Raw genomic sequence first — 26378 nt, forward strand, 5'->3', positions numbered from 1 at the left:
ACGGACGAAGCGGGTCGGGCTCGACCGCGGTGCCCATGTTTCGGCCGTGTGAATTCCGGCCCGACTCGCCGCCTTTTTTGAAGTCCGCCATTGATATTTCGATTAAGCGGTGTGACGATTAACCATCGCGACACCCCCCGTTGCGATCCATCTGCCATCACGCCCCAGGAGGTCGCATGACCCAGTCCTTCGAGGCACGAGTGCGCGAGCTGGGACTCGAGATCCCCGACTACGCGGCTGTGCCGTACCACGGCCTGAAGTACGGCTCCATGAAGCCGTTCCACCAGGTCGGCACCCTGCTCTTCCTCTCCGGCCACGTGGCCGACCGGCCGGGGCACGAGGGCGTGCCCCCGTATCCCGGCCGGCTCGGCGCCGAGGTCACCGTCGAGCAGGGCTACGAGTCCGCGCGGCTCACCGCGCTCAACTGCCTCGCGACCATGCGCCTCGCCCTCGGCTCGCTCGACCGCATCAAGGCCGTGGTCGGCTCCACCAACTACGTCCACGTCGCCCCCGGCTTCACCGACGTGCACCTCGTCTCCAGCGGAGCCACGGATCTGCTGCGCGACGTGTTCGGCCCCGAGAACGGCGTGGGCGGCCGTGCGACCTTCGGGGTCGCCGCCCTCGCCGGGAACCACTGCTTCGAGAACGTCCTCACGATGGAAACGGTTGACTGACATGACCTTCACCCCCCGAACCCGCCGAACCCGCCGAACCCTGCTCGGCGCCACCGCACTCGCCTCGGCCGTGCTCCTCGCCGGCTGCGCCGGCTCGAACGCGTCCGCCGACGGCGATGGGGGCGGCGACGAGATCGTCCTGGGCTTCACCGCGACCATGACGGGCGACTTCGCCAGCTACGGCATCCAGCTCAAGGAAGGCGTCGAGTTCGCCGTCGCCGAGATCAACGAGGCCGGCGGTATCGACGGCAAGCAGGTGCGCGTCGTATCGGCCGACGACGAGGGCAAGCCGGCCAACGGCCCCGTCGTCGCGCAGCAGTTCTGCGACGACTCGTCGATCTCCGCCGTGCTCGGCTACAGCTTCTCGAGCGTCGCGCTGTCGGCCCTGCCCGTGTACGACCAGTGCGGACTGCCCGTCGTGGCCTCGGCCGTCACCTCGCCCGAGCTGAGCGGTGCGAGCCCGGTGTTCTTCCGCAATATCTTCACCGACTCGTTCCAGGGCGCCGAGATGGGCGCGTTCGTCGCCGAGCACGAGGGCGCGAAGAAGATCGCCGTGCTGCACCAGCAGGACGACTACGGCCAGGGCATCGCCGCGGCGTTCTCCGAGGCGTTCGAGGAGGCGGGCGGCGAGGTCACGAGCACGCAGGCCTACCAGCTCGGCACCGTGAGCTTCACCACGCTCATCGACACCGCCCTCCGTGACGACGTCGACGGGATCTTCGTGGGCGGCTTCTACACCGAGACGTCGAAGATCGCGTCGCAGCTTCGCGAGGCGGGAAGCGACGTGCAGCTCTATGCGGCCGACGGCACCGTCCACCCGGACTTCCTCGAGCTCGGCGGCGACGCCGTCGAAGGCACGATCGTCTACACGGGCTTCGCGGCGGTCGCCGCACCGGACTCGCCCTTCGTGACCGACTTCACCGAGGCATCCGGCGCCGAGCCTGGTACCTGGACGGCGCTCGCCTATGACGCCGTGCAGGTCGTGGCGAAGGCCATCGAGGACGCCGGCAGCGCCGACCGTGAAGCGATCGTCAGCGCACTCGCCGCGCTCGAGCCGTTCGACGGCGTGACCGGCCCGACCTCGTTCGACGAGAACGGCGATCGCGCCGGCGAGCTCTTCTATCTGCAGGTCGTCGACGGGCGCTTCACGCTCATCGAGGACTGACCGGCATCGACTCCGGCCGCCGCGACCTCGCGCGCGGCGGCCGGAGCCTGCCCTGACGTCGGGACATCACTGTGACTCAGGAACTCATCAACGGCCTCGCCCTCGGCGGCATCTACGGCCTGCTCGCGGTCGCGTTCAGCGTGGTGTACGGCGTGCTCGGCATGGTGAACTTCGCCTTCGGCGAGATCTTCATGTTCGGTGCGTTCGGCGCGCTCGTGGCCACCCAGGTCAACACGCAGATCGCCGGCCAGGACCTGCCGGGCCCCGGATTGCCGCTCTGGGTCGCCGTCATCGTCGGCGTCGTGGTAGGCGCGTTCGTCGGCTGGCTGGTCGAGCGGCTCGCCTACAAGCCGCTGCGAACCGCTCCGATCCTCTCCATGCTGATCACCGCGATCGCCGTGTCGATGCTGCTGCGCGCGATCGCGACCTTTCTCTTCGGCGCGCAGCAGAGCGTCGTCCGCGGGCCGGATCTCGGCGGCGCGATCCACGTGCTCGGCGCCCGCGTGCAACCCATCGACATCGTCATCTTCGCGATCGCCCTCGGCGCGATGGCGATCTTCGCGGTGATCGTCAAGTTCACGCCGGTCGGTCGCGCCATCCGCGCGATCGCCATCGACAAGGACGCCTCGAGCCTCATGGGCATCAGCGTCGACCGCATGATCTCCATCACCTTCGTGCTGGGCTCGATCATGGCCGCGATCGCGGGCATCCTCTACTCCACGCGCTACGGGTTCGCGTCGGCCGGCATGGGATTCATCCCCGCGCTGAAGGCGCTCGTCGCCGCGGTCCTCGGCGGCATCGGCAACATCCCCGGCGCCTTCCTCGGCGGCCTGGTGATCGGCGTGACCGAGGAGCTCGCGGCCGCGTACGTGCCCCAGGGCTCGGCCTACCGCGACGTCATCGCGTTCGCGGTGCTCATCATCATCCTCTGGCTGCGCCCGCAGGGCCTGCTCGGCAAGCGACTCGTGGAGAAGGTGTAACCGATGATCACCGACATCCGATCCCGCATCCACGCGACACCCTGGCTCCGGTTCGCGGTGCCCGCCGTGGCGGCGCTCGTCGCGCTGGCCTTGCCGATGCTCCTGCCGGGCGACAAGTGGGTGCGCGTGGCCGCGCTCGCGCTCGTCTACGTGGCGCTCGCGTCCGGCCTCAACCTGCTCGTGGGCATCACGGGACTCCTCGACCTCGGCTATGTGGCGTTCTTCGTCGTCGGGGCGTACACGACCGCGATCCTGACCGTGCGGGTCTTCATCGACGGGCTCGGCATGGACCCGAGCGCACTGTGGTGGCTGCTGCCGATCAATCTGCTGGCCGCGGTCGTGCTCGCGGGGCTCGCCGGGGCCATCATCGGGTATCCGACGCTTCGCGCGCGTGGCGACTACCTCGCCATCATGACGCTCGCGTTCGGCGAGATCGTGCACCTCGTGTCCATCAACTGGATCGATCTCACGGGCGGCTCGGTCGGCATCCGCGGCATCCCGCCCATCGAGCTGTTCGGCTTCAAGCTGACCAGTCCGATGGCGACCTACTACCTGATGCTCGTCGTGGTCGCCGCGCTCCTCGTCGTGATCGCCGGCATCATCGCGTCGCCCGTCGGCCGCGCCTGGGTCGCGATCCGCGAGGACGAGCTCGTCGCCGCCTCGGTCGGGGTCAAGACGCGCCGGTACAAGCTGCTCGCCTACGTGTGCGGCGCGTCGGTCGCGGGCGTCACCGGCGTGTTCTTCGCGCACATGCAGCAGTTCATCAACCCGGACAGCTTCACGCTCGAAGAGAACTTCATCATCCTGAGCCTCGTCATCCTCGGCGGGTCGGGAACGTTCTGGGGCCCGGCCCTCGGCGCGGGGCTGTGGATCTTCTTCCAGGCGTTCGCACGCGACCTCGAGATCGTGCAGCAGCACCCGGAGTTCCGCACCGGCATGCTCGCGCTCATCGTCGTGATCCTGATGATCGTCCGCCCCGGCGGCATCGTGAGCGCGCAGCCGCGGCTCACACGTGCGGGCGCCATCGCACGCGCGACCGCACGGCGCGCGGCCGCGGGCGCCCTCGGGTCCGCCGGCCCGAACGCGCGCGACGACGCGCGCGCCGCGGGCACGCCCGCCGCGGGCACGCCCGCCGCGGGCACGCCCGCCGACCACTCCACGCCCGAAGGCGACGGTCCGGTGCTCGAGGTCGTCGATCTCGGCAAGCGGTTCGGGGGCCTCAAGGCGCTCGAGGGCGTCTCGTTCGACCTGCGCCGTGGCGAGATCCTCGGCCTCATGGGCCCCAACGGGGCCGGCAAGTCGACGCTGCTCAATGCGCTGTCCGGCGTCTCGCCGGCGACCGAGGGCGGCATCGTGCTCGCGGGCGAGCGCATCGAGCGCCTCAGCAGCGACCAGGTCTCGACGAAGGGCATCGCGCGGACGTTCCAGACGGTCCGGCTGTTCTGGGAGATGACGGTGCTCGAGAACCTCCTCGTCGGCGCGCACGACCGCCTCAAGGGGTCGGTGCTCGCGTTCGCGTTGCGCCTCCCGTCGCGGACGGCCGCCGAGGCGGAGGCGGTGGCGGATGCCTCGGATCTGCTGCGGTTCGCGGGCATCGACGAGTTCGCCGACACGAAGGCCGTGCGGCTCACGTACGGGCGGCAGCGCCGGGTCGAGATCGCTAGGGCGCTCATGACCCGCCCCCGGGTGCTCCTGCTCGACGAGCCCGCCGCCGGCATGAACGAGTCGGAGACCCGCGAGCTCGCCGAGCTCATCCTCCGCGTGCGTGACCGCGGCGTCGACGTGATCCTCATCGAGCACGACATGGACCTGCTCATGTCGATCTCGGATCGCATCGTCGTCCTCGACCACGGCGTGGTCATCGCCTGCGGCACCCCCGATGAGGTGCGCCGCGATCCCGCCGTCGTCGAGGCCTATCTCGGGAGCCCAGCATGAGTCTCTTGACCGTCGAGCACCTCGACGTCCACTACGGGTCGGTGCACGCCGTGCGCGATGCCGCCTTCCACGTCGACGAGGGCGAGCTCGTCGTCATCGTCGGTGCCAATGGCGGCGGCAAGTCGAGCATCATGCGCGCCGTCTCGGGGCTCGTCAAGAGCCGAGGGAGCATCGCCTTCGACGGCCGCGACCTCTCGCGCACCCGCGCCGACGCGCGCACCCGCGCCGGGCTCTGCCAGGTGCCGGAGGGCCGGAGGATCTTCGGCGCCATGTCGGTGCTCGAGAACCTCCAGGTCGCCGCATGGGGCACGCGCCGACGGGTGAAAGACGAGTCGCCCCGCATTTACGAGCTGTTCCCGATCCTCGAGCAGCGGGCCGAGCAGACGGCCGCGACGCTCTCGGGCGGGGAGCAGCAGATGCTCGCCCTCTCCCGCGCACTCATCCGCCGACCGCGCCTGCTCATGCTCGACGAACCCTCGATGGGGCTCGCCCCGCTCATCGTCGCCCAGATGTTCGAGCTCATCGCCGCCGTCAACCGGGACGGCACGAGCGTGCTGCTCGTCGAGCAGAACGCGACGCAGGCGCTGTCCATCGCCGATCGCGGCTACGTCATGGAGACCGGGCGTCTCTCGGGCGGCGGCGACGCGCAGCAGATGCTGCAGGACACCTCGCTGCACGAGGCCTACTTCGGCCGCGCACGCGATCACGACACCGAGACAGGAACCGAATGAGCACCGCCCTCAACCCCGCCAGGGGCATCGCCCTCGCCGCGCCGCACCCGGCCGCCGTGGATGCCGCCCGAGAGGTGGTCGACGCCGGCGGCAACGCGGTGGACGCCGCGCTGGCCGCCGCCGTGGCCCTGACCGTCGTCTACCCGCACATGTGCAGCGTCGGCGGCGACGCGATCGCCGTGCTGCGGACAGCCGACGGCGACGAGGTCTGCGTCAACTCGACCGGCGCGTACGGGCGCGGCTGGCTCCCCGAGCAGTGGGGGCCCGACGAGTCGCTTCCAGTGACCGGGCCGCTCACCGTCTCGGTCCCGGGGGCGGCGGCCGGATGGGGCGAGCTCTGGCGGCGCGCCGGCTCGCTGCCGATCGCGACGATCCTCGCACCCGCGGTCAGGCTCGCGGAGGACGGCATGACCGTGAGCGCCGGGCTCGCCGCATCCCTCGCCGAGTACGCCGACCGGCTGCGGCCGGATCCGGGCATGCGGGCCACATTCTTCGACGGCGACGAGCCGGTGCGCGAGGGCGCGCACGTCGTCCAGCCGGCACTCGCCGCGACCCTCCGCGCGCTCGCGGAGCACGGGTTCGACGAGCTCTATCGCGGGGAGCTCGCCGGCGCCTTCGCGGACGGCCTCGCCGATCTCGGCGTGCCGGTCACGACCGAGGATCTCGCGGCGCACCGGGTGCACGTCGAGCCGCCGCTGGTCGGCGAGATGGCCGGGACCCGGGTGTCGACCGCGCCGCCGAACTCGCAGGGCTTCACGTTCCTGCGGACCATCGGCGCAGCAGAGGCGGGCGGGGGCTGGCGCGGCCTCGACCCCGCCGTGCTGGCCGAGCTCTTCCACGCGGGCGACCGCCTGCGCGACCTCGTGCTGGCCGATCCGCTGGTCGCGCCCGTCGACGTGTCCGGATTCCTCACGCCGCCGGCGCTCGCCGAGGCGCGTGCGGACGCCGAGCAGGCCCTCGTGACCGGCGAGCGACCCGAGGTCGCCGCCCGGCCTCGGCCCGGTGGCGACACCATCGCGGTGACGGTGGTCGACGCCGACGGCACCGCGCTCTCGCTCATCCAGTCGGTGTTCCACGCGTTCGGATCGCTCCTGCTCGAGGCGCGCACCGGGCTCGTGCTGCACAACCGTGCGTCCTTCTTCAGTCTCGACCCCGCATCGCCCAACGTGCTCGCACCCGGCAAGCGCCCGGGGCACACGCTCGTCCCCGTGATCGTCTCGACCCCAGACGGCGCGGTCGCCGCCCACGGCACCATGGGCGGCAAGGCGCAATCGCAGATCCATGCGCAGCTGCTGCGCCGGACCATGCTCGGCGACGATCCGGCGGCGGCGGTCGCGGCACCGCGCTTCATCGTCGGCGGCACCGAGGTGGGCGACACCGAGGACCGCATCTTCGTCGAGGGCGGCCACGAGCCGGGCATGGTCGCGGCGCTGCACCGCACCGGCATGCGGCTCGTGGTCGCCGACGGGCGCGACAGCGAGGCCGGCCACGCGATGATCGCGCGTCGGGATGCCTCGGGCGCGCTGTCGGCCGGTGCGGACCCGCGCAGCGACGGCGCGGTGCTCGTCGTCGAGGCAGCCGCGCTCGTGGCTGAGGTGTCGGCGCTCGTGGCCGGCGACGCCGAGCCCGCGCCGGCTTGACTCGCGCCGGTTTGACCCGCGCTCGCGCGTTCCCTGCTCAGGAACATGTGAGGCTTCGGCGGCGTGCCGGCGCCGCGCCGACGGCGTGTCGCGTCGGTGTTCCTGAGGAGGGATGTCTCGGGCGCGCTGTCGGCGGGTGCGGATCGGCGTAGCGGCGGCATGGTGTTCGCCGCCGAGGCATCCGCGCTCGTGGCTGAGGTATCCGTGCTCGTGGCCGGCGGCGCCGAGCCGCGCCGGTTTGACCCCGCGCCGGTTTGACCCCGCGCCGGCTTGACCCCGCGCTGGCTTGCCCCGCGCCGGCTTGACCCCGCGCCGGCTTGGCCCGCGCTCGCGCGTTCCTTGCTCAGGAACATGTGAGGCTTCGGCGGCGTGCCGGCGCCGCGCCGACGGCGTGTCGCGTCGGTGTTCCTGAGGAGGGATGTCTCGGGCGCGCTGTCGGCGGGTGCGGATCGGCGTAGCGGCGGCGTGGGGTTCGTCGCTGCGGCATCCGCGCTCGTGCACGGGGTATCCGCGCTCGTGGTATCCGCGCTCGTTGCCGAGGCATCCGTGCTCGTGCCCGGCTGCGCCGAGCCCGCGCCGGCTTGACCCCGCGCCGGTTTGACCCGCGCTCGCGCGTTCCTTGCTCAGGAACATGTGAGGCTTCGGCGGCGTGCCGGCGCCGCGCCGACGGCGTGTCGCGTCGGTGTTCCTGAGGAGGGATGTCTCGGGCGCGCTGTCGGCGGGTGCGGATCGGCGTAGCGGCGGCGTGGGGTTCGTCGCTGCGGCATCCGCGCTCGTGCACGGGGTATCCGCGCTCGTGGTATCCGCGCTCGTTGCCGAGGCATCCGTGCTCGTGCCCGGCTGCGCCGAGCCCGCGCCGGCTTGACCCTGCGCCGGCTTGGCCCGCGTTCTCGCGTTCCCTGCTCAGGAACATCTGTGGCTTCGGCGGTGTGTCGGCGCCGCGCCGACGGCGTGTCGCGCCGGGGTTCCTGAGGAGGGACCGGGGCGGACGGCAGTGGGCCGGCCGCGCGCTCGGGCCAGGTGGTCAGGTGAGCGAACGCCAGGCGACGTCGAAGCGCTCGAAGACGATGTCGTGGGCCTCGGTCCACTCGAAGCCGAGCGCGGCACCGACGCGCGTCCAGTAGCGGCGGTGCCCGTCGCGCCAGGTGTCGAGGGTGCGATCGTCTTCGCCCTCGTCATGGGCGAACCGCGCGTCGACGCTCGTGAACGGGCCGATCCGCAGCTCCGTGCTGCGCAGGATGACGCGCGGACGCCCCGCGGAGTCGCAGGCGATCCAGTGGCTGCCGATGCGCGGCAGCGGCTGACCCTCGTGTGCGAACTCCGCCACCAGTCCCGCGGTGGCGGTCTTGGTGCCGTCGAGCACGAGGGCGAGCAGCTCATCGGTCAGGTCGGCGTGATCGCCGAACCGCTCGACTGACGGTGGCTCCGGGTCCAGCGCGCGATCGGGATGTGCGGCGCGGTACTCCTCCCACAGCCGCACGCCGGCTGCGTGATCGACGGGGGCGTTCGCGCGGCGGGCGGGCTGGTCTCCGGTCACGACTTCAGCATGGCCGATGGCGGCGGATGGCGCGACGCGAGGCGGGGAGGCGAACGGCCCGGGGGAGCGTGAGCTCCGCCCGGGCCCCTCCGGTGTGCAGGTGGTTACGCGCGCGCGGTGCGGCGGCGCAGCACGAGGCCGGCGCCGACGAGCAACACGAGCAGGCCGCCGAGCAGCGGCAGCGTGCCTTCGAAGCCCGTGTCGGCGAGCTGGCCGCCCGAGCCGCCCGACCCGGCCGGGGTCGAGGCCGCAGGCCACGTGAACTCGAGCCACTGCGTGACCGAGCCGTCGGCGGCGTACGCGGCGAGGCGGTGCGTGCCCGCCGCGAGGTCGCGCGGCAGCGCGAGACTCACCGCTCCGCCGGCGGTCGGCGTGATCGTCGCCAGCCGCTGCGGCTCGGAGGAGACGAAGAACGTCAGCTCCTCACCGATGAACCGGTCGGCGACGCGCACCGAGATCGTGCCGGCCGCGCGGTCGAGACCGAGCAGCTCGAGCGTACGCAGATCCGACGGCAGATCGGCGCCCGGCAGCGGCACGATCGTGCCCGGGTTCGGCTCGGGCTCCGGCTCCGGCTCCGGCTCCGGGTTGGGCTCGGGCTCGGGCTCGGGTTCGACGGTGGCCTCGACCACGGTCACGACACGCGTCGCGGTCGCGGTGTTGCCCGAGGCATCCGTCACCGAGTACGTGAGCGTCGAGACGCCCGCGACCGAGGTGTCGACCGTGCCCGTGACCGTGACGGCCGCGGTGAGGTCGCCGTCGACGGCGTCGATCGCCGAGACCCCGGCCATCGGGTCGAACGCGTCGCCGACCGTGAGCTCGGTCGTCTCGGGCACCGTGAGCACGGGCGCCGTGACGTCAGGCTCGACGACCTGGTGCAGCACGACCCGGTCGACGACACCGCGGTCCGTGGTGCGGTAGGTGGTCGCGGTGAGCGTGCCGTCCGTCACCTCGATGTTCATGAAGCTCGGCACGCGCTCCTGCAGCGCGACCGCGTCGTAGCCGAACTCGACCGTGTCGCGGATGGTGTAGTACTTGCTGCCGCTCGACGAGTTGCCGGTCAGGTAGAGCACCTGGCCCTCCTCAGGGCGGAGCTCGGCATTCGTGTCGACCTCCTGCACCGGGGTGCGGCCGTCCATCAGGTAGCTGCGCGTGTAGACGTGATCGTGGCCCATGAGCACCAGGTCGATGTCATTCGCCGTGAACACGGGGGAGAGCTGCTCGCGACGCTCGACGATGTCGGCGCTGAGCGAGTGGTTCGCGACGCTGTAGATCGAGTGGTGGAAGGTCACGACGCGCCACTTGGCGTTGTCACCCTGCTCGGCGACGACCTTCTCGACGTACTCGGCGTGCCGCGCGTTGTCGCGGTTGTTCGAGTTCAGGGTGATGACGAGGACGTCCTTGTAGATGAACCAGTGGTTGCCGCCCGACTGGCTGGCCGAGCCGGGAGCGCCGTAGGTCATGTCGAGGTTCGGCATGTTGAAGTGCGTGTTGTACGCCGTGCTGCCCACGTCGTGGTTGCCGTTGACCGTGGCGATCGGGATCTCGCGCACGAGCTCGGGCGCGAGGAATCCGTCGTACTGCTCCTCGTTGCCCGCGTGCTCGACCTGGTCGCCGCCCGAGAGCAGGAACTCCGAGGCCGGGAACATCTCGTTCGCGACCCGGGTCGTGTTGAGCCAGCCCTCGGCGTCGCGCGGGGTGTTGCCCGACGCCCCGATCTGCGCGTCGCCGACGTACAGGAAGTCGAAGTCGCCGTCGAACGACGCGGTCTCGAAGCCGTACACGGGCGACCAGCCGCGCTCGTTGCCGACGCGGTAGACGTACGCCGAGTGCTCGGCGACGCCTGCGATCGTGGCGTGGTGCCAGAACTGGCCGTCGGCGGCTTCGCCGCTCGTCGACTCGAACGCGGTCACGCCCTCGGTCGGGAACGTGTCGCCGGTCATCGCCGCGGCGGGCGCGACCTCGACACGGGCGGCGCCCGGCAGGCTCGCGTACCAGGCGACGTTGCGGTCGGCCTCGGTCGCGCCGACGTTCAGAATGACGTCGCTGACCGTGATGGGCGCGTTCGGGTCGAGCGGCGGGATCACGTCGAGCTGCTCGAAGTCGAAGAAGATGTCCGAGCTCGACGCGCGGTCCTGATAGAGCGCGACGGCGACGGTGTTCTCGCCGGCCTGCAGTGCCTCGTTGGGGATCGTGAAGCTGCTGACGACGGGCGCACCGTTGCTCGCACCGAGGTACTGGAGGTTGCCCTGGGCGGGGTCGAAGCCGTCGTCGAGGAACCCCGCGACCTTCTCGCCGTTGACCCAGACGCCCAGCGCGTCGTCGTAGCGCACGGTACCGCGGAGACGGATGCCTCCCTCGACCTGCTGCTCGGTCAGCGCGACGTCGGTGCGGAAGAAGAACGTCTCGATGTTCGTGGTGCCGCCCGGCTTGTACTGCGTGAGCAGGGTGTTGACGGCGTTGCCGCTCACCGGGACCTGCGCGCCGCGGAGCGCGCCGAACGACGCCTTGGCGGTCTTCCACGACGAGTCGTCGTAGTCGGCGCCGGTCCACGAGAAGAGCTCGCCGGTGCCCGCCGGGTCGACGCCCGTGTCCTGGTAGCGCCAGTCGGTCGTCTCGGTCGAGATGACGCGCGTCGGATCCTGCGGTTCGGGCTCTTCCGTGCCGCCGCCCGCAACGAGCTCGAGCTGCTCGAAGTCGAAGTAGATGTCAGAGCTCGTGTCGCGGTCCTGGTAGAGCGCGACGGCGATCGTGTTGTTGCCCTCGATCAGCAACTCGGGGTCGATCGTGAACGAGCGCACGATGGGCGAGCCGCCGCCGTTGCCGACGTACTGCATGTTGCCCTTGCTCTCGTCGAAGCGCTCGTCGACGAAGCCGGCGACCCGCTCGCCGTTGACGAACACCGCGAGGGCGTCGTCGAAGCGGACCGTGGCCTCGAGGCCCTCGGCTGCCTCGACCTCGTCGGCCGTGATGGCGACGTCGGTGCGGAAGAAGAAGGTCTCGACGTTGGTCGAGGTGCCGGGCTTGTACTGCGTGAGCGGGGTGTTCACAGCGTTGCCGCCGACGGGCACGTGCGCGCCGCGCAGTGCGCCGAACGATCCCTTGGCGGTCTTCCACGACGTGTCGTCGTAGCCGGCCGCGGCCCACGAGTAGATCGGGCCGTCGCCGGCGGGGTCCGCGGGGGCGTCGTGGTAGCGCCAGTCGGTCGACGTGGTGTCGATGAGGGTGCGGTTCTCGACCGCGGCGGTGGCGTTGGTGTCACCGGCGGCGTGCGCCGGGACCGCCGGGAGGGCGATCAGTCCGGCGACGAGGGCCGCGGTCAGCGCCGCGGCGCCGGTGCGGCGCCGGAAGTGAGCATGGGAATGCACGGGACTCCTTGCGAAGGGACGATGCGCGCGCGACGAAGCACAGGCGCGAAGGGGGACCCTTCGAGGCAACCGGGCGTGGGTGTCCGGCTCGCGCGCAGTCGGTGAACCGCGGGTGGCCGTGGGGTGAGCGATGTGTGTCGGCGGGCGCGCTCGCGCGCCCGGACCGCCGGGTCAGGCCGCGCTCGCGCGCGGACCGCCGGGTCAGGCCACGCCGGAGAGTTCCCGTGTGCCGTCGGCCGTCGAGGCGGTGGGCACAGCTTCGCGGTCGCCGAGATCGACGGTGACGCCCCCCGTGGAGTTGGCCTGCTGCATCAGGCCCTCGAGATATGCGCGGTTGAGCGGATCGGCCGCTTCCGAGTCGAAGACGAAACGCAGCGGGATGGATGGCTGCAGCCAGATCATCGAACGGCCGGGCTCGACGCCCGGTCCATGTGTGTAGCTCAGGGTGAATGCTTCGTTGCGGCGGAGCTTCACCGCGATGACCACCTTCAGATAGGCGAGCAGTCGGTCGTCGATCTCGATCGGGTGCGAGCCCGTTCCGTAGTACAGCGTTCCCATGGTGACTCCTTCACGAGAGGCCGCTGGGAGCCCCTGCCGCTCGGCGGTGCGGGCAAATCCCAGACCGTGTCGGCATTCCGATTGTACGCCTATTTAGCTAATCCATCTAATAGCTCGCACATTTAGCTAGATATCTGAGATAGTCTCTCGGTGTGCCGGAGAGTGCGAAAGGATGTCGCTATGAGCTCTGACGCTCCCTCGAAGCAGGGTCTGGCATCCGCGCTGCAGCAGTACGTGCAGGCGAGGAGCGCCGCGTTGCTGCTCGCGAGGAAAGAGCTGCGGATCGGCGAACTCGACGCGAGGGCACTGCTCTACATCGCCGATCACCCCGGCACCCGGCCGACGTCGCTCCGGGAGTACCTCGGCATCACCTCGGCCGGAGTGACGACGCTGATCGACCGGCTCATCGAACGCGGGGCCGTGCGCCGTGAGGTCGATGCCGAAGACCGGCGGGTGAACCGCATCTCGGTCACCGTCGACCTCGCCGGCGACCCCTGGTCGGCGCTGACCCGCTTCGACCGCGACTTCAGCGCGGCGATCGACGCAGGAGACCAGCGGGCGATGGCCGAGTTCGCGACCGCCCTCGCCGCGCTCACCATGACGGTCACCGGAGCGGGGCGGCGGGCAGCAGAAGCCGGCTGACGGTCGCTCCGGCGCCTCGGAGGTCAGGCTTCGTCGTCGCCGGAGAAGTCGGCCGACTTCGCCTGGAGGAACGCGCATAGGGCCGAGACCGTCGCGAGTTCGGACGACAGGTGCAGCACACCGGCGGGGTCGAGCATCAGCGAGGCGTCCCGCGGCTCGAACGTGACGAACCACTTTCTTGAGCCGACCGTCTCCGGCTGGATGTAGGTGTCCGTCGAGGCGCCGGTCAGGCTCACGCTGACGAGCCCGGTGTCCGCGCCGTTCGCCCCGTCCTGGTGCACGACCTTCAATGAGGCGCCGTGCGGGTAACCGAGACCCTCGAACTCGCGCAGCCAGCCCTCGAGCGTGCGGAAGCTGAGAAATGGCATTCGAGACCTCCGCTCCCGAGACGGCGGTCGGTCCGCCGTCACCGCATGGATGTCTTCACAGTATGGCCGGGTTCTCAGGCGTACGCCGAGATGCGCGACACCGAGGGCTCGACGGCCCGCGGGGCGGCGCCGTTCGCGCGTCGCCGCGTGACGCGAACGGCCCGCTCGGGGTGGCCGCGGTCGGTGGCTGAGCCTACGCTCGTCGCATGCGGGTGACGATCATCGCCACGGACCCGAAGACCCACGAGGTCCGCATCATCGAGGCCGACGGCATCGACGAGGCGACGGCGACCGAAGCCGCCCGTGCCCAGGTGCCCGTCGGCTGGCAGGCGCTGAGCATTCGCAAGGTGTGACCGCGCCGGTTCGCGGCGCGGTCACGGACATCTTCACGTACAGGAAACATGAGCACCCCTAAGCTGGCTCCGTGAGCGCCCCCTCCGCCACGACGAACGAGCGCAGCATCCGGAAGGCGAAACACCTGGGCTCAGGTGATCGCCCGGCCGCGGCGCTGCTGCTCATCTTCACGTTGCTCGCCATCGTGTGGGCGAACTCGCCCTGGGGCTGGACGTACGAGGCGTTCTGGGACCTGCATCTGGAGATCGGGCTCGGCGACCTCCAGCTGAGCGCGTCGCTGCACCAGGTCGTGAACGACGCGATCATGACCCTGTTCTTCTTCGTCGTCGGCCTCGAGGTCAAGCGCGAGTTCACGATCGGCGAGCTCACCGACCGCTCCCGTGCCATCGTCCCGGTCGTCGCCGCGCTCGCCGGGCTGATCGTCCCGGCGCTCATCTTCGTGGCCTTCACCTTCTCGACCGGCGAGGCGCAGGCGTGGGGCGTGGTGATCTCGACCGACACCGCGTTCCTGCTCGGTGCGCTCGCGATCATCGGGCCGAAGTTCCCTGCGCGGCTCCGCACGTTCCTGCTCACGCTCGCGGTCGTCGATGACGTCGGCGCGCTGCTCGCGATCGGGGTCTTCTACAACTCGGGCATCGATGTCGTGCCGCTCGCGATCGCGGTCGTGCTCATGGTCGCCCTCGCGCTCGTGCGCTTCCTCCGGGCGGGCCGCGGCATCGCCTACGCCGTGCTCGGCATCGCGCTCTGGATCGCGGTCGCCGAGGCCGGCATCCACCCCACGCTCGCGGGCGTCGCGGTGGCCCTGCTCATCCCCGTGTACCCGCCGAGACGGAGCGAGGTCGAGCGCACCGCCGAACTCACCCAGGCATTCCGCGAGTCGCCGAACACCAAGTACGCGGCTGCGGTCGCCCGAAGTCTCCGTGAGTCGCTCTCGATCAACGACCGGCTGCAGGCGGCGTGGGGGCCGTACATCTCGTTCCTGGTGCTGCCGCTCTTCGCGCTCGCCAATGCCGGCGTGCATCTCGACCCAGAGACCCTCGGCGCCGCGCTCGTCTCCCCGCTCACCTGGGGCGTCGTCGCGGGCCTCGTGGTGGGCAAGTTCATCGGCATCACCGGCGCGACCGCGCTGATCAGGGCGCTCGGCAAGGGGCGGCTCGCGCCGGGGCTCGGGATGCCCCGCATCGCCGGCGGCGCGGCGCTGTCGGGCATCGGGTTCACCATCTCGCTGTTCATCGTGACGATCGCCCTGCCCGACCCCGAGCAGCAGGACCTCGCGAGAGTCGGTGTGCTCGGAGCATCCGTCATCGCCTTCGGCCTCGGCTGGCTGATCTTCGTGGTCGCCGACCGCCTGTCGCCGCCCGTCGCGGTCGGTGCGGTGCTCGCACGACCGGTCGACCCCGAGCGCGACCACATACGCGGCCGCGTTGACGCGCCGTACACGATCGTCGAGTACGGCGACTACGAGTGCCCGTTCTGCAGCCGGGCCACGGGCTCGATCGACGCGGTGCGCGAACACTTCGGCGATGACATCCGTTACGTCTGGCGCCACCTGCCGCTCGAGTCGGTGCATCCCCACGCGAAGGAGGCCGCGCAGGCGGCCGAGGCGGCGGGGCGGCAGGGCAAGTACTTCGAGATGGGGCACCTGCTCTTCGCCCATCAGAACGAGCTGGAGACCGACGACCTCGTGGAATACGCACGTGAACTCGGGCTCGACGTCGACCGGTTCGTCGAGGACCTGCACTCACCGAAGGTCGTGCGCCGCGTCGAGGACGATCAGCTCGACGCCGAGATGATGGACCTGCACTCCACGCCGACCTTCTTCATCGGCGACCGCCGGCACAAAGGCCCCTACGACTCGGCCACCCTCATCCGCGCGCTCGAGGCGCAGGGCGCGCAGGGGGCGCAGGGCGCGCAGGGGGCGCAGGGGGCGCAGGACGCGCCGGCGCCCGGCGCGACCGCCGAACCCCCGCGCTGACGCCCCTCGACGACCTGATCCGCGACCGTCCGGTCGACCGCGCCCGCGTGGAGTCGCACAAGAAGCGGATGCCGGACGAGATCCGCGCGTATCGAACTGGGCGACGGGTGCATCCAGATCGCGTGGAGCGCGGGGCGTTTCGTGCCGGTGCCTGCCTCCAATCCAACGGTGAGATCTGCGGCGGTGGGGTGCACGCTCGGCGCGGGTGGGATCAGCCGAACGCGAGCAGGCCGAGCAGGCGCTCGGTCTCTCGCGCGACGGCCTCGCGCCCGGGAGCGACGTACTTCCGCGGATCGACGTGGCCCTGTTCGAGCGCCGTGCCTACGGCGTCCGTGAAGAGCACGTTGAGGTGGGTTGAGACGTTGATCTTCGCCATCCCGGCCTCGACCGCGGCACGCAGCTGCTCGTCGGGCAGGCCGGAAGAGCCGTGCAGCACGAGTGGGACCCTGGTCGCCGCCGCGATGCGGGCAATGAGATCCGAGTCGACGGCCGCTTCGCGAGTCGTCATCGCGTGCGACGTGCCGACCGCGACCGCGAGCCAGTCGACTCCGGTGGCGGCCACGAACGCTCGGGCGTCGCCCGGGTCGGTGCGGACGCCCGGGGCGTGCACGCCGTCCTTCCCGCCGACCTCGCCGAGCTCCGCCTCCACGAGCACACCGCGCTCGTGACAGAAGGCGGCGACCTCGGCCGTCAGCCTGACGTTCTCGGCGTACGGGAGGGTCGAGGCGTCGAACATGACGCTGTCGAAGCCGAGTCCGACCGCTTCGTGAACGAGCTCGACGTCGTCGGCGTGGTCGAGGTGGACGAGTGCGGGCACCGACAGCGATCGGGCGATGCTGAGCGTCGCCAGCGCGATGGGGGCGAGCCCGCCGTGGTAGGCGACGCAGTTCTGGCTGATCTGGAAGACGACGGGGCGCCGGGACCGCTCGGCACCTTCGGCGATCGCTTCGGCGTGCTCGAGGAGCACGACGTTGAAGGCGCCGACCCCGGTGCGCCTGTCGCGCGCTCCTGAGACGAGGTCGAGCGTGGTCTGCGTGTTCACGAAGGGCTCCGTTCGGGTCCGGCCGGAAGAGGAGAGGAATCGGCGGCAAGCCCGATGCGCGTGCCGAGCTCGGGCAGGAGTGCGGGATCGAGCTCACCGGCGACGGCGCTGAGGACGGCCGCGGCGCCGCATACCGCAGCCCACCGGAGGGCGATGATGGGGTCGCGGCCGTCCGCGAGTGCCGCGACGAGACCCGCGGTCGCGGCGTCACCGGCACCCGTGGGGTTTCCGTGGACGCCGGGCACGGCGATCTGTTCGTGGACGGTGCCGTCGGCGAGCCGCATCGCGGCGCCTCGCGAGCCGCGCGACACCACGACGTCCGATCCGTGCCGGCCGAGTTGCGCGAGCGCCTCGTGGGTGTCGGTCCCGCCCACGGCGTCGCGCATCTCCTGCTCGTTCGCCTTCACGATCGCGGCGCCGGCTGCGGCGGCGGCCAGCAGCGGTGGCCCGCTCGTATCGACGACGACGCGGGCGCCGCGCGACCGTGCGGCCAGGATGAGCGCCCCGACGTCGGTCGCCGCGATCCCGGGCGGGAACGACCCCGCCACGACGACCCAGTCGCCCGGGCCCGCGTTCCGGCTCACCGTCTCGCAGAGCCCGGCCCACTCCCGCGCGGTCACGCGCGGACCGGGCTCGGCGAAGAGGGTCGGGTGTGCGATGCCGTCGACGATCGCGACCGTCGTGCGCGTCTCGCCCGCGATGCGACAGGGGGCGACCGGGATCCCGTCGGCTGCGAGGGTGCGTGCGATCCAGTCGCCGGCGTCGCCGCCGAGCGGCTGCAGCGAGGTCGCGTCGCGTCCGAGCGTGCGCAGCACGCGGGCGACGTTGAGCCCCTTGCCGCCGGGCCGGCGGCGCACGTCGGCGACGCGCACGGTCTCGCCCAGGGTCTGCCGGCCGACGGTGTACGTGATGTCGATCGCCGGGTTCGGCGTGACCGTCAGGATGCGAGGCCCGGTCTGCCGTGCCGGGACGTTCACGACGGATGCTTCGCGATGAGCGCTGCGCCGAGCGCCGCCGCACGATCGCCGAGCTGCGCGGGAACGACGTTCGGGCGATGCAGCGGTCCAAGCCGCTCGTCGAGCGCTCGCACGAGGGGAGTGAAGAGTATCGCGCCGGCCAGTGCGAGGCCGCCGCCGATGACGATCGTCGTCGGCGCGATGGTCGCGGTCATTCCCGCGAGTGCGTCGGCGAGCACGTCGACGGTGTCGTTCCAGACGGCGGTCGCTGCGGCGTCCCCGTCGCGGACGCGCCGAACCACGGCCTCCGCGTCGGCGAGGGCCGCGCGGCGTGCGGTGCCGGCGGCGGAGGCGACCTCCTCGACACGCCGGCCGGCGAAGCGAACGTCGGAGACGCGGACCTGGCCGATCTCTCCGGCCCAGCCGCCGGCTACCAGCGGAACCCCGTCGATCAGGATCGCCGCGGCGATCCCGGTACCGATCGGGACGAAGGCGATGGTGCCCGTCGCATCGGCGGCCGCGCCCCACCGCGCTTCGGCGAGGCCGCCCGCGCGCACGTCGTGACCGAATCCGATCGGGCGTCCGAGGCGGTCCTCGAGCATGGCGGCCATCGGGAGGTCGCGCCAGCCCAGGTTCGCCGAATGCACCGCCATGCCGCGCGTCTCGTCGACGATTCCGGGCACGACGACCCCGACGGGCAGCAAGCCGTCGTCGTCGGGAACGTCGGCGAGAATGCGGGCTACCGCGTCGACGACCCCGTCGCCCAGCACATCCGGCGATGGGGTCTCCCGCCGCACCAGCTCGAGCACCCGGCCGTGTGCGTCGGCGAGCACGGCCTTGATGCTCGTGCCTCCGACATCGACTCCGATGGCCCGCGAGACGCTCACGCCAGGATCACGGACCGGGTGAGTGCGCGCGGACGGTCGGGGTCGAGTCGCTTGGACTTCGCGAGGGCGACGGCGAAGCGCTGGGCGACGACGAGTGCGGCGAGCGGGTCGAGCTCGTGCTGGACGAATGTCGCACCCGTGGCGGCGACCTCGTCGACGAGCCCGTCGGGGGTGCCGCCGATGCTCCACACGAGACGGCCGGGCTGGGCGATGGCGATGGGACCGTGCCGGTAATCCATGGCCGGATACGACTCCGCCCAGAACTGTGCCGCCTCGCGCGTCTTGAGCGCCGCCTCGTATGTGAGGCCGACGGCCCACCCGGTGGCGACGAACGTGCACTGGTCGACCGCGAGCAGGTGGTCGATGTCGATCGTGAGCGCCGTCTGCGCGTCTGCGATGGCGGCGCCGAGGTCTTCGCCGTAGTGACTGCGGAACAGCGCGAGCACGCTCGTGGCGAATCGGGTCTGCACGACCGACTGCTCGTCCGCGAACGCCAACTCGATCGTGTGCCGGGCGTGAGCGGCCGCGGGCGACTGGCCGACCGCGGTGATGAGCGTGGACGGCTCGTCGGTGCCGCGGAGGAGATCGATGATCTCGGTGGTCGTGCCCGATCGCGAGATCGCGATCACCCGGTCGTACCGGCGTCCGGCGGGGAACTCGCTGGTCGCGAACGCATCGGACTCGCCGAGGCCGAGGGCCTCACGGCGCGCGGCGGCGGACATCGCGACGAACCAGCTCGTGCCCGAGCCGACGAAGGCGACGCGCTCACCGGGGTTCGGCAGCGCGTCGGTCACCGAGGGAGCCAGCTGGGCGGCCTGGGACCAGGTCTGCGGCTGCGACGCGATCTCGTCATCGACGAAAGTACTGCTCATGCTTCTGCTTCCTGAGAGGATGTAGATCAATTGTGATTGTTTAAAGTGCATTTGATCAGAATCGCTCACCGGCGTCAAGCGCCAGGTCGAGGCCGGGTGACTCGCGGCCCGAGCCCGCTGTGGGACGATGAGCGACTAGGAGGGCCCATGCATCAGCAGCAGCGCTTGAATCTCGTGCTCGAGATGATCAGCGAGCGCGGCAACGTCTCGATCACCGATGTGAGCGAGCAGCTGCACGTGTCGACCGCGACCGCTCGCCGCGATCTGAACACACTTGCCGAGCAGCGCCTCGTGACCCGTACGCACGGGGGTGCGTCCGCACTCGGCTCGGGCTACGAGCTGCCGCTGCAGTACAAGATCGCGCGGCAGGCGGATGCGAAGCTCGCCATCGCCCGCGCGGTCGAGGAGCTGGTGCCGCACGGTGCGACGATCGGGATGAACGGCGGCACGACGGTGACCGAGGTGGCGCGTGCACTCGGCCGCAGCGAGCGTCTGCAGTCAGTCGGCGGCGAGCCGGGCGTCACCATCGTGACGAACGCGCTGAACATCGCGTTCGAGTCATCCGTGCGCGAGAACATCAAGATCGTGGTGACCGGAGGCGTTCCGCGCCGGCAGTCGTACGAGCTCATCGGGCCGCTCGTGGGGCGGTCGCTGCACGACTTCAGCCTCGACGTCGCCGTGCTCGGCGTCGACGGGTTGAGCGCCGAGTTCGGCGCGACCACGTTGCATGAGGGCGAGGCCGATGCGAGCCGCCACATCGCCGCCGTCGCTCGCCGGGTGATCGTCGCGGCGGACTCGACGAAGCTCGGTCGCAGCACGTTCGCGCGGATCTGTGCGCTCGACGAGGTGAACGCCCTCGTGACGGACGAACCGCTCTCGCCGCGGATGGAGGCGCAGTTCGCCAAGGCCAACATCGAGGTCGTCGTCGCAACCGCGCCGCGCTGACGCCGACGTGCGCGGCCGCTGATCCTCGCCGTGAGCTCGGCGGGTGTTTCGCGCACGTAAAAGATCGACGTTCGACTGGATGCCCGCCCGCACCTCGTCCTAGTGTTTGCGCATGCTCGATTTATGCCGAGAGATGACAAATTCGATCACGGCGTGCATGATGGGTTGCATGCACAGCGAAGTGAGGCGTCCGTGACGCACCCATCGTCCGCTCGCGGCGCCGAGGGGCCGCGTATCGCGGTCGTCGGCGTCGGGGCGCGCAGTGTGATCGCGCACCATGCGCCGGTCGTCTTCGACGGCGCCCGGATCGTCGCCGCGGTCGATCCGGCCCGGCAGGGGCGCGCGCGGGCCGCCGCCCTGTTCCCGGGCGTTCCCGTCTTCGACGACGTCGCGGAGCTCCTCGCCGCCGAGGCGGTCGACGCCGCCATCGTGACCTCGCCCGACGACACCCATGCGGACCTCGCCGTCCACCTGCTGGGTGCGGGCGTCGCGGTCTACCTCGAGAAGCCGCTCGCGACCACGCTCGCCGACGCCGATCGTGTGCTCACCGCCGCCGCAGAGGCCGGGGGGATCCTCTATGTGGGCCACAACTTCCGGCACGCCGGCGTCGTCCGCCGGATGAAGGAGATCATCGACCGGGGCGACATCGGCGCGGTGAAGACCGTGTGGGTGCGCCACTTCGTGGGCAACGGCGGCGACTACTACTTCAAGGACTGGCACGCCGACCGGTCGCGCACCAACACGCTCCTGCTCCAGAAGGCCAGCCACGACCTCGACGTCGTCCATCACCTCAGCGGTGCCTTCACCCGGCGGGTGGTCGGAATGGGCGACCTGATGGTCTACGGCGACGTGACCGATCGCCGCGAGCGTCCGGATGAGACGATGCCCGACTGGTTCTCGTTCGACAACTGGCCGGCGTCCGCGGCGACGGGCCTGAACCCCACCGTCGACGTCGAGGATGTCTCGATGATGCTCATGACCCTCGACAACGGCGTGCTCGCGAGCTACGAGCAATGCCATTTCACCCCCGACTACTGGCGCAACTACACCGTGATCGGCACGGAGGGACGCCTGGAGAACTTCGGCGACACCGCCGGGGGCGTCGTCAAGGTGTGGAATCGTCGTCGCGAATGGGCGGCAGCCGGTGACGAGGAGCACCCGATCGAGGGTGTGGCGAGCGGCCACGCGGACGCCGACGCCGAGACGATGCGTGAGTTCCTCTCCCACGCCCTTAATGGCACCCCCACCGTCGTATCGCCCCTCGCCGCGCGCGCCGCCGTCGCCGCAGGTGCGCTCGCGGCCGACTCGATCCGCAACGGGTCGATCCCCCTCGAGGTCCCGCCGTTGCCTCCCCATGTCGTGCACTACTTCACCTCGCAGCACCCCCACACGCACCACACGTCTGAAAGGAACCTCCGATGACCCACACCCGACGGGGCGCCCGTGCGCTCGGCACGGCAGCCCTGGCCAGCGCCGTCGCGCTCGCCCTCACCGCCTGCGGCGGCAACTCCGGCTCGGAGGGGTCGGGGGAGTACGCCGCACCCGCCGAGGATCTGACCGCGACGATCACCTACGGACTTTGGGACCAGTCCCAGGTCGCGGCGATCGAGGACAGCATCGCCGGATTCAACGAGATGTATCCGAACATCACGGTGAACCTCAGCGTCACGCCGTTCAGCGAGTACTGGACCAAGCTGCAGACGCAGGCGTCGAGCGACACCCTCCCCGACCTGTTCTGGATGAACGGGCCGAACATCCAGCTGTACGCGCTGAACGGCAAGCTCGAGCCCATCACCGGAGCGGTCGACGCCGGCGACATCGACCCGGCGAACTACCCCGAGTCGCTGGTCGACCTCTACACGGTGGACGACGTGGCCTATGGCGTACCCAAGGACATGGACACCATCGGCGTCTGGGTCAACCGGGAGCTCTTCGATCGGGCCGGCGTCGAGGTGCCCGCCGACGACTGGACGTGGGACGACTTCCAGGCCACCGCCGCCGAGATCTCCACCGCGCTCGCCGCCGAGGGATCGTACGGCGCCGCCGGCGGCATGGACGGACAGACGACCTACTACAACACGATCTTCCAGGCCGGCGGCAGCGTCATCGAAGGGCAGAGCTCGGGGTACGCGAGTCCCGAGGCGCAGGAGGGCATCCAGTTCTGGACCGACCTGATCGCCTCGGGTGGATCGCCCACGATCGCCCAGCTCACCGACACCTCAGCCGACCAGTGGTACACCTCGGGCAAACTCGCGATGTACTGGGGCGGCAGCTGGTTCCGCTCGGCGCTCACGGACGTGCCGTTCGTCGACAGCGTGGATGTCCTTCCGCTTCCTCGCGGGACGGAGCAGGCGACGGTCATCCACGGCGTGTCCAACGTGGTCGCCGCCGCCTCGGGTGAGAAGCAGGCGGCACAGGCGCTGCAGGTGTACCTCGCGAGCGAGGAAGCGCAGCAGGCGCAGGGCGACTTCGGCTCGGTCATTCCCGCGTTCGCGGGGACCCAGAACTCCTTCGGCGAGTCCCTCCCGCAGGCGAACCTGCGGGTGTTCCTCGACGCGGTCGACTACTCGCGTCCGCTCCCGGTGAGCGCGAACTCCGCGGCCTGGAACGCGCTCGAGGCCGAACTGCTCCCGCAGGCCTTCTCGGGCGAGCGTCCCGTCGCGGACGTGACGGCCGAACTGGCCGAGAAGATGGACGAAGCGCTCGCGAAGGAAACGAATTGACCGTAGCCGAGCGCGCCACGGTCGCTCCCGTCGCTCCCTCACGGAGCGGCGGGGGCGGCCGTCGTGTCCCCGACCGCCGACGTCGGGGACACGACGGCTGGTGGGCGCTGGTGTTCGTCGGCCCGCTCGTGCTCGGGATCGGCGTCTTCTACATCTTCCCCATCATCCAGACGGCGGGGTTCTCGTTCACGAGTTTCGGCGTGTTCGGCGACGCGACATTCGCGGGTCTCGAGAACTTCACCCGGCTCTTCACCGCGGAGGGCTTCTACCTCTCGCTCGGCAACACGCTCTTCTACACCGCCATCGTCCTGCTGGGCATCCCCATCGCCGTGCTCCTCGCGAGCCTGCTCAACCTCCCCGGGCTCCGATTCGCTTCGGTCTACCGAGTACTCTTCTTCCTGCCCTACGTCGCGATGCCGACCGCGATCGCATTCGTCTGGCGCATCATCTTCAACGGTGACTTCGGCATCCTGAACTACCTGCTCTCATGGGTGGGGATCGACGGCCCGTACTGGATCAGCACGCCGGGCTTCGCGATCTTCGCGGTCGCGATCGTCGGCCTGTGGAGCTCGCTGGGCTTCTCGATGATCGTGCTCGCCGCGGGGCTCAAGACCATCCCGCCCGAGCTGTACGAGGCCGCCTCGCTCGACGGAGCGAGCCGCTGGCGTCAGTTCCGGTCGATCACCGTGCCGCTGCTGTCGCCGAGCATCTTCTTCGTCACGATCATCACCGTGATCGCGAGCTTCCAGCTGTTCGACCTGCTGTACGCGATCCTCGGCACCACGGCGACCAACTCGACGCTGCCCCGCAGCATGTCCCTCGTCTACTACTTCTACCAGGCGGGCTTCGTCAACAACGAGAAGGGATACGCCGCGGCCATCGCGATGATCATCTTCGTGGTCATCGGCCTCGTCACGTTCCTGCAGTTCCGACTCCAGCGGAGATGGGTCCACAATGGCTGACACAGCGACCCGGACCCTCGTCGTCGCCCCGTCGCGTCGCCGCGGGGATGCGCCGCAGTCCGCTCGCGCGGGCGCGCGTCGACTGGCCGGGCAGAGGTACGTCGGAGCACACGTGGTGCTCATCTTCGGTTCCGTCCTCATGGCGTTCCCGTTCGTCTGGCAGGTCATCATGTCGCTGTCGACGAACGAACAGGTCCAGAGCGTCACGCCCGTGTTCTGGCCGGGGGAGCTGCAGTGGGCGAACTACGCGAAGGTGTTCGAGCGCCTGCCGTTCTTCGAGCAGTTCGGCACGTCCGTGCTCATCACGACGATCCGCACGGTGGCGCAGCTCGTGCTGTGCACGATGGCGGGCTACGCCTTCGCGCGCCTGAAGTTCCGCGGGCGGGGCATCCTGCTCGGCGTCGTGCTGTCCATCCTGATGGTGCCCTCGCAGGTGTACCTGCTGTCGCAGTATCAGATCATCCAGAACCTCGGACTCCTGAACTCGATCGGCGGGCTGGTGCTGCCGGGACTCTTCAGCGCCTTCGGCACCTTCCTGATGCGCACGGCATTCCTCGCGATGCCGGATGAGCTCGAGGAGGCGGCCCGGCTCGACGGAGCGAACACCTTCCAGATCTTCTGGCGGGTCATGCTTCCGCTGGCCACGCCGAGCATGAGTGTGCTGGCGATCACGACCGTCCTGTGGTCGTGGAACGAGCTGCTCTGGCCGCTCGTGGTCACGAGCTACACCTCCGACATGCCGCTGTCGGCCGGACTCGCGACGTTGCTGAGCGACCGCACCACGGACTATCCCGTGGCGATGGCCGCCAGCCTGCTCGCCATGGCACCGGTGCTGATCGCGTTCATCATCCTCCAGCGACGGGTGATCGACGGGCTCGCGTCCTCCGGGCTCAAGTGAGCGGAGGGCGCGGGTCCATCGCGACGGGCGGATGCGGCGCGCCTCCGGTGGCCTCGGCCGCGTGCCGGACGCCTTGTGCGAAGCGCTCGACGCCGGCGGTCATCGGATGCCTCGCCCGCTCGTCGAGTGCGGCGTCGAGGTCGAGCGCAGCCCTGATGAGACCGAGCACGACAGCGGGGCGGATGCCGAAGCATCCGCCCCTCTGATCGGGTGCCCGCCGAAGCGGGCGCCGCACTGATCCGACTCAGTCGACCGGGACGATGAGTCCGTTCCAGGTCTCGAGGATGTAGTCCTTGGTGCGCTGATCCGTGAGCAGCTCGACGAGCGCCGCGATGCGGGGGTCGTCCTCGAGCTCGGGCGTCGTCGCGAGGATGTTGTAGTAGTTGCTGTCGGTGCCCTCGATGAGGATCGCCTGGTCCTCGCTGAGGCCGGCCGGGATCGCGAAGGCGGCCGTGACGAACACCGCGTCGTTGTCGGGCAGCGCGAGCGCGAGGCTCGCGTTCTCGATCTCGGTGAACTGCAGGTTCAGCGGGTTGTCGGTGATGCCGTCGAGGTTGGTCGCGCCGTCCTCGATCTCGATGATGCCCTCCGACGCGAGCAGGCCGAGCGCGCGGCCCTCGTTCGTCGGGTCGTTCGGGATCGCGACGGTGTCGCCCTCGGCGAGGTCGTCGAGGCTCGTGAGCTCCTCGCTGTAGAACGCGGCGGCGGGCAGGTAGATCTCGCCGGCCGACACGAGCTCGCCACCGGCCTGCTCGTTGTACGTCTCGAGGAAGGTCGTGTTCTGGAACAGGTTCGCGTCGGTCGAGCCGTCGGTGAGCGCCGGGTTCGGCGTGTTGTAGTCGGTGAACTCGACGTACTCGATCTCGAGGCCGGCCTCCTCGGCCAGGTTGTCGTTCACCCACTTCAGCAGGTCGCCGGCGGGCGTCGGCAGCGCGCCGACCTTGATGGTGCCGAGGCTGTCGGACGAGCCTTCGGTCGCCGGCTCGTCGGACGCGCCCGAGCAGGCGGCGAGGCCGACGGTGAGGGCGGCGACGGCGGCGACGGCGAGGCCGCGTCGCGCGAAGGTGCGGGTGAGCTGCATGGTGACTCCTCTGGATGGGTGCGGTGCGTAGGGTGCGGTTCGGGTCGAGACGGATGCCTCGGTGCCGGCGTCTGGTGCGGCGCCGGCG

26 protein-coding genes are annotated in these 26378 nt (G+C 70.4%); 17 read left to right on the forward strand and 9 right to left on the reverse strand.

Features of this window, described 5'->3' with window-relative positions:
* Nucleotides 1-176: 176 nt before the first annotated feature.
* The 9 genes from QU602_RS00775 (at nucleotide 177) to QU602_RS00815 (ending at nucleotide 7990) form a co-directional block, all read left to right on the forward strand.
* Nucleotides 177-674 (forward strand): RidA family protein, encoded by a 498-nt coding sequence (locus QU602_RS00775; RefSeq protein ID WP_308798218.1) that lies wholly within the window; start codon nucleotides 177-179, stop codon nucleotides 672-674.
* Nucleotide 675: 1 nt separating this feature from the next.
* Entirely contained in the window at nucleotides 676-1839 is a 1164-nt protein-coding gene (locus QU602_RS00780; protein WP_308798219.1) for an ABC transporter substrate-binding protein, read from the forward strand.
* Between the two features lie 71 nt (nucleotides 1840-1910).
* Nucleotides 1911-2819, forward strand: coding sequence for a branched-chain amino acid ABC transporter permease (locus tag QU602_RS00785; protein ID WP_308798220.1), 909 nt, complete (start codon nucleotides 1911-1913; stop codon nucleotides 2817-2819).
* A 3-nt stretch (nucleotides 2820-2822) separates the two neighbouring features.
* On the forward strand, nucleotides 2823-4754 hold the full coding sequence (locus QU602_RS00790; protein ID WP_308798221.1) for a branched-chain amino acid ABC transporter ATP-binding protein/permease: 1932 nt from the start codon (nucleotides 2823-2825) through the stop codon (nucleotides 4752-4754).
* Nucleotides 4751-5485, forward strand: coding sequence for an ABC transporter ATP-binding protein (locus QU602_RS00795; RefSeq protein ID WP_308798222.1), 735 nt, complete (start codon nucleotides 4751-4753; stop codon nucleotides 5483-5485). The genes QU602_RS00790 and QU602_RS00795 overlap by 4 nt, the downstream gene beginning before the upstream one ends.
* Nucleotides 5482-7125, forward strand: a complete 1644-nt coding sequence (locus tag QU602_RS00800) for a gamma-glutamyltransferase (RefSeq protein WP_308798223.1) — start codon at nucleotides 5482-5484, stop codon at nucleotides 7123-7125. The genes QU602_RS00795 and QU602_RS00800 overlap by 4 nt, the downstream gene beginning before the upstream one ends.
* A gap of 63 nt (nucleotides 7126-7188) precedes the next feature.
* Nucleotides 7189-7383, forward strand: coding sequence for a hypothetical protein (locus QU602_RS00805; RefSeq protein ID WP_308798224.1), 195 nt, complete (start codon nucleotides 7189-7191; stop codon nucleotides 7381-7383).
* A gap of 111 nt (nucleotides 7384-7494) precedes the next feature.
* A complete protein-coding gene (locus tag QU602_RS00810) occupies nucleotides 7495-7710 on the forward strand; it encodes a hypothetical protein (protein WP_308798225.1) in 216 nt (71 codons plus the stop codon).
* Nucleotides 7711-7774: 64 nt separating this feature from the next.
* Nucleotides 7775-7990, forward strand: a complete 216-nt coding sequence (locus QU602_RS00815) for a hypothetical protein (protein WP_308798225.1) — start codon at nucleotides 7775-7777, stop codon at nucleotides 7988-7990.
* A 159-nt stretch (nucleotides 7991-8149) separates the two neighbouring features.
* On the opposite strand, the gene QU602_RS00820 is transcribed toward QU602_RS00815, so the two are convergent.
* The 3 genes from QU602_RS00820 to QU602_RS00830 all read right to left on the reverse strand — a co-directional run bounded on the left by QU602_RS00820 (nucleotide 8150) and on the right by QU602_RS00830 (nucleotide 12585).
* Nucleotides 8150-8662: an ASCH domain-containing protein gene (locus QU602_RS00820; protein WP_308798226.1), complete on the reverse strand. Its 513-nt coding sequence runs from the start codon at nucleotides 8660-8662 to the stop codon at nucleotides 8150-8152.
* A gap of 104 nt (nucleotides 8663-8766) precedes the next feature.
* Nucleotides 8767-12027 (reverse strand): immunoglobulin-like domain-containing protein, encoded by a 3261-nt coding sequence (locus QU602_RS00825; RefSeq protein WP_308798227.1) that lies wholly within the window; start codon nucleotides 12025-12027, stop codon nucleotides 8767-8769.
* A gap of 201 nt (nucleotides 12028-12228) precedes the next feature.
* Nucleotides 12229-12585 (reverse strand): DUF7882 family protein, encoded by a 357-nt coding sequence (locus QU602_RS00830; protein WP_308798228.1) that lies wholly within the window; start codon nucleotides 12583-12585, stop codon nucleotides 12229-12231.
* Between the two features lie 180 nt (nucleotides 12586-12765).
* Here QU602_RS00830 and QU602_RS00835 point away from each other — a divergent pair, with 180 nt between their 5' ends.
* Nucleotides 12766-13227 carry a MarR family winged helix-turn-helix transcriptional regulator gene (locus QU602_RS00835; protein ID WP_308798229.1) on the forward strand — a complete coding sequence of 154 codons (462 nt, stop codon included), beginning with the start codon at nucleotides 12766-12768 and terminating at the stop codon, nucleotides 13225-13227.
* Between the two features lie 23 nt (nucleotides 13228-13250).
* Here the strand turns inward: QU602_RS00835 and QU602_RS00840 are convergent, their stop codons facing one another.
* Nucleotides 13251-13595 (reverse strand): hypothetical protein, encoded by a 345-nt coding sequence (locus QU602_RS00840; protein WP_308798231.1) that lies wholly within the window; start codon nucleotides 13593-13595, stop codon nucleotides 13251-13253.
* A 206-nt stretch (nucleotides 13596-13801) separates the two neighbouring features.
* On the opposite strand from QU602_RS00840, the gene QU602_RS00845 reads away from it, so the two are divergent.
* Nucleotides 13802-13948 carry a hypothetical protein gene (locus QU602_RS00845; protein ID WP_308798232.1) on the forward strand — a complete coding sequence of 49 codons (147 nt, stop codon included), beginning with the start codon at nucleotides 13802-13804 and terminating at the stop codon, nucleotides 13946-13948.
* 71 nt (nucleotides 13949-14019) lie between these two features.
* Nucleotides 14020-15924: a Na+/H+ antiporter NhaA gene (gene nhaA, locus QU602_RS00850; RefSeq protein WP_308798233.1), complete on the forward strand. Its 1905-nt coding sequence runs from the start codon at nucleotides 14020-14022 to the stop codon at nucleotides 15922-15924.
* 211 nt (nucleotides 15925-16135) lie between these two features.
* On the opposite strand, the gene QU602_RS00855 is transcribed toward nhaA, so the two are convergent.
* Genes QU602_RS00855 through QU602_RS00870 form a run of 4 tightly spaced genes read right to left on the reverse strand, consistent with a single transcriptional unit; the run spans nucleotide 16136 to nucleotide 19681 of the window.
* The gene (locus tag QU602_RS00855; RefSeq protein WP_308798234.1) at nucleotides 16136-16966 is read right to left on the reverse strand and encodes a class II fructose-bisphosphate aldolase; all 831 of its coding nucleotides are present in this window, start codon (nucleotides 16964-16966) and stop codon (nucleotides 16136-16138) included.
* Entirely contained in the window at nucleotides 16963-17943 is a 981-nt protein-coding gene (locus QU602_RS00860; protein ID WP_308798235.1) for a 1-phosphofructokinase family hexose kinase, read from the reverse strand. Before QU602_RS00860 ends, QU602_RS00855 begins: the two co-directional genes overlap by 4 nt.
* The gene (locus QU602_RS00865) at nucleotides 17940-18809 is read right to left on the reverse strand and encodes an ROK family protein (RefSeq protein WP_308798237.1); all 870 of its coding nucleotides are present in this window, start codon (nucleotides 18807-18809) and stop codon (nucleotides 17940-17942) included. Before QU602_RS00865 ends, QU602_RS00860 begins: the two co-directional genes overlap by 4 nt.
* Complete coding sequence (locus tag QU602_RS00870) at nucleotides 18806-19681, reverse strand: SIS domain-containing protein (RefSeq protein ID WP_308798238.1); 876 nt, start codon at nucleotides 19679-19681, stop codon at nucleotides 18806-18808. Before QU602_RS00870 ends, QU602_RS00865 begins: the two co-directional genes overlap by 4 nt.
* Before the next feature lie 147 nt (nucleotides 19682-19828).
* Between QU602_RS00870 and QU602_RS00875 the strand changes: the two genes are divergently transcribed.
* The 5 genes from QU602_RS00875 (at nucleotide 19829) to QU602_RS00895 (ending at nucleotide 25209) form a co-directional block, all read left to right on the forward strand.
* Nucleotides 19829-20626 carry a DeoR/GlpR family DNA-binding transcription regulator gene (locus QU602_RS00875; RefSeq protein WP_308798239.1) on the forward strand — a complete coding sequence of 266 codons (798 nt, stop codon included), beginning with the start codon at nucleotides 19829-19831 and terminating at the stop codon, nucleotides 20624-20626.
* A 192-nt stretch (nucleotides 20627-20818) separates the two neighbouring features.
* The gene (locus tag QU602_RS00880; RefSeq protein ID WP_308798240.1) at nucleotides 20819-22048 is read left to right on the forward strand and encodes a Gfo/Idh/MocA family protein; all 1230 of its coding nucleotides are present in this window, start codon (nucleotides 20819-20821) and stop codon (nucleotides 22046-22048) included.
* A complete protein-coding gene (locus QU602_RS00885; protein WP_308798241.1) occupies nucleotides 22045-23349 on the forward strand; it encodes an ABC transporter substrate-binding protein in 1305 nt (434 codons plus the stop codon). Before QU602_RS00880 ends, QU602_RS00885 begins: the two co-directional genes overlap by 4 nt.
* Nucleotides 23346-24311, forward strand: a complete 966-nt coding sequence (locus tag QU602_RS00890; RefSeq protein ID WP_308798242.1) for a carbohydrate ABC transporter permease — start codon at nucleotides 23346-23348, stop codon at nucleotides 24309-24311. Before QU602_RS00885 ends, QU602_RS00890 begins: the two co-directional genes overlap by 4 nt.
* Complete coding sequence (locus QU602_RS00895; RefSeq protein ID WP_308798243.1) at nucleotides 24304-25209, forward strand: carbohydrate ABC transporter permease; 906 nt, start codon at nucleotides 24304-24306, stop codon at nucleotides 25207-25209. Before QU602_RS00890 ends, QU602_RS00895 begins: the two co-directional genes overlap by 8 nt.
* A gap of 244 nt (nucleotides 25210-25453) precedes the next feature.
* Here the strand turns inward: QU602_RS00895 and QU602_RS00900 are convergent, their stop codons facing one another.
* Nucleotides 25454-26290, reverse strand: coding sequence for a MetQ/NlpA family ABC transporter substrate-binding protein (locus tag QU602_RS00900; protein WP_308798244.1), 837 nt, complete (start codon nucleotides 26288-26290; stop codon nucleotides 25454-25456).
* Nucleotides 26291-26378 lie beyond the last annotated feature (88 nt).

Source organism: Agromyces protaetiae (assembly GCF_030866785.1).
GTDB classification, from domain to species: Bacteria; Actinomycetota; Actinomycetes; order Actinomycetales; family Microbacteriaceae; genus Agromyces; species Agromyces silvae.

Coding starts and splice junctions, on each gene's coding strand:
- QU602_RS00780 (WP_308798219.1), top strand. CDS start 676: ATGACCTTCACCCCCCGAACCCGCCGAACCCGCCGAACCCTGCTCGGC.
- QU602_RS00835 (WP_308798229.1), top strand. CDS start 12,766: ATGAGCTCTGACGCTCCCTCGAAGCAGGGTCTGGCATCCGCGCTGCAG.
- QU602_RS00885 (WP_308798241.1), top strand. CDS start 22,045: ATGACCCACACCCGACGGGGCGCCCGTGCGCTCGGCACGGCAGCCCTG.
- QU602_RS00830 (WP_308798228.1), bottom strand. CDS start 12,585: ATGGGAACGCTGTACTACGGAACGGGCTCGCACCCGATCGAGATCGAC.
- QU602_RS00900 (WP_308798244.1), bottom strand. CDS start 26,290: ATGCAGCTCACCCGCACCTTCGCGCGACGCGGCCTCGCCGTCGCCGCC.
- QU602_RS00800 (WP_308798223.1), top strand. CDS start 5,482: ATGAGCACCGCCCTCAACCCCGCCAGGGGCATCGCCCTCGCCGCGCCG.
- QU602_RS00840 (WP_308798231.1), bottom strand. CDS start 13,595: ATGCCATTTCTCAGCTTCCGCACGCTCGAGGGCTGGCTGCGCGAGTTC.
- QU602_RS00775 (WP_308798218.1), top strand. CDS start 177: ATGACCCAGTCCTTCGAGGCACGAGTGCGCGAGCTGGGACTCGAGATC.
- QU602_RS00795 (WP_308798222.1), top strand. CDS start 4,751: ATGAGTCTCTTGACCGTCGAGCACCTCGACGTCCACTACGGGTCGGTG.
- QU602_RS00895 (WP_308798243.1), top strand. CDS start 24,304: ATGGCTGACACAGCGACCCGGACCCTCGTCGTCGCCCCGTCGCGTCGC.
- QU602_RS00790 (WP_308798221.1), top strand. CDS start 2,823: ATGATCACCGACATCCGATCCCGCATCCACGCGACACCCTGGCTCCGG.
- QU602_RS00875 (WP_308798239.1), top strand. CDS start 19,829: ATGCATCAGCAGCAGCGCTTGAATCTCGTGCTCGAGATGATCAGCGAG.
- QU602_RS00870 (WP_308798238.1), bottom strand. CDS start 19,681: ATGAGCAGTACTTTCGTCGATGACGAGATCGCGTCGCAGCCGCAGACC.
- QU602_RS00845 (WP_308798232.1), top strand. CDS start 13,802: ATGCGGGTGACGATCATCGCCACGGACCCGAAGACCCACGAGGTCCGC.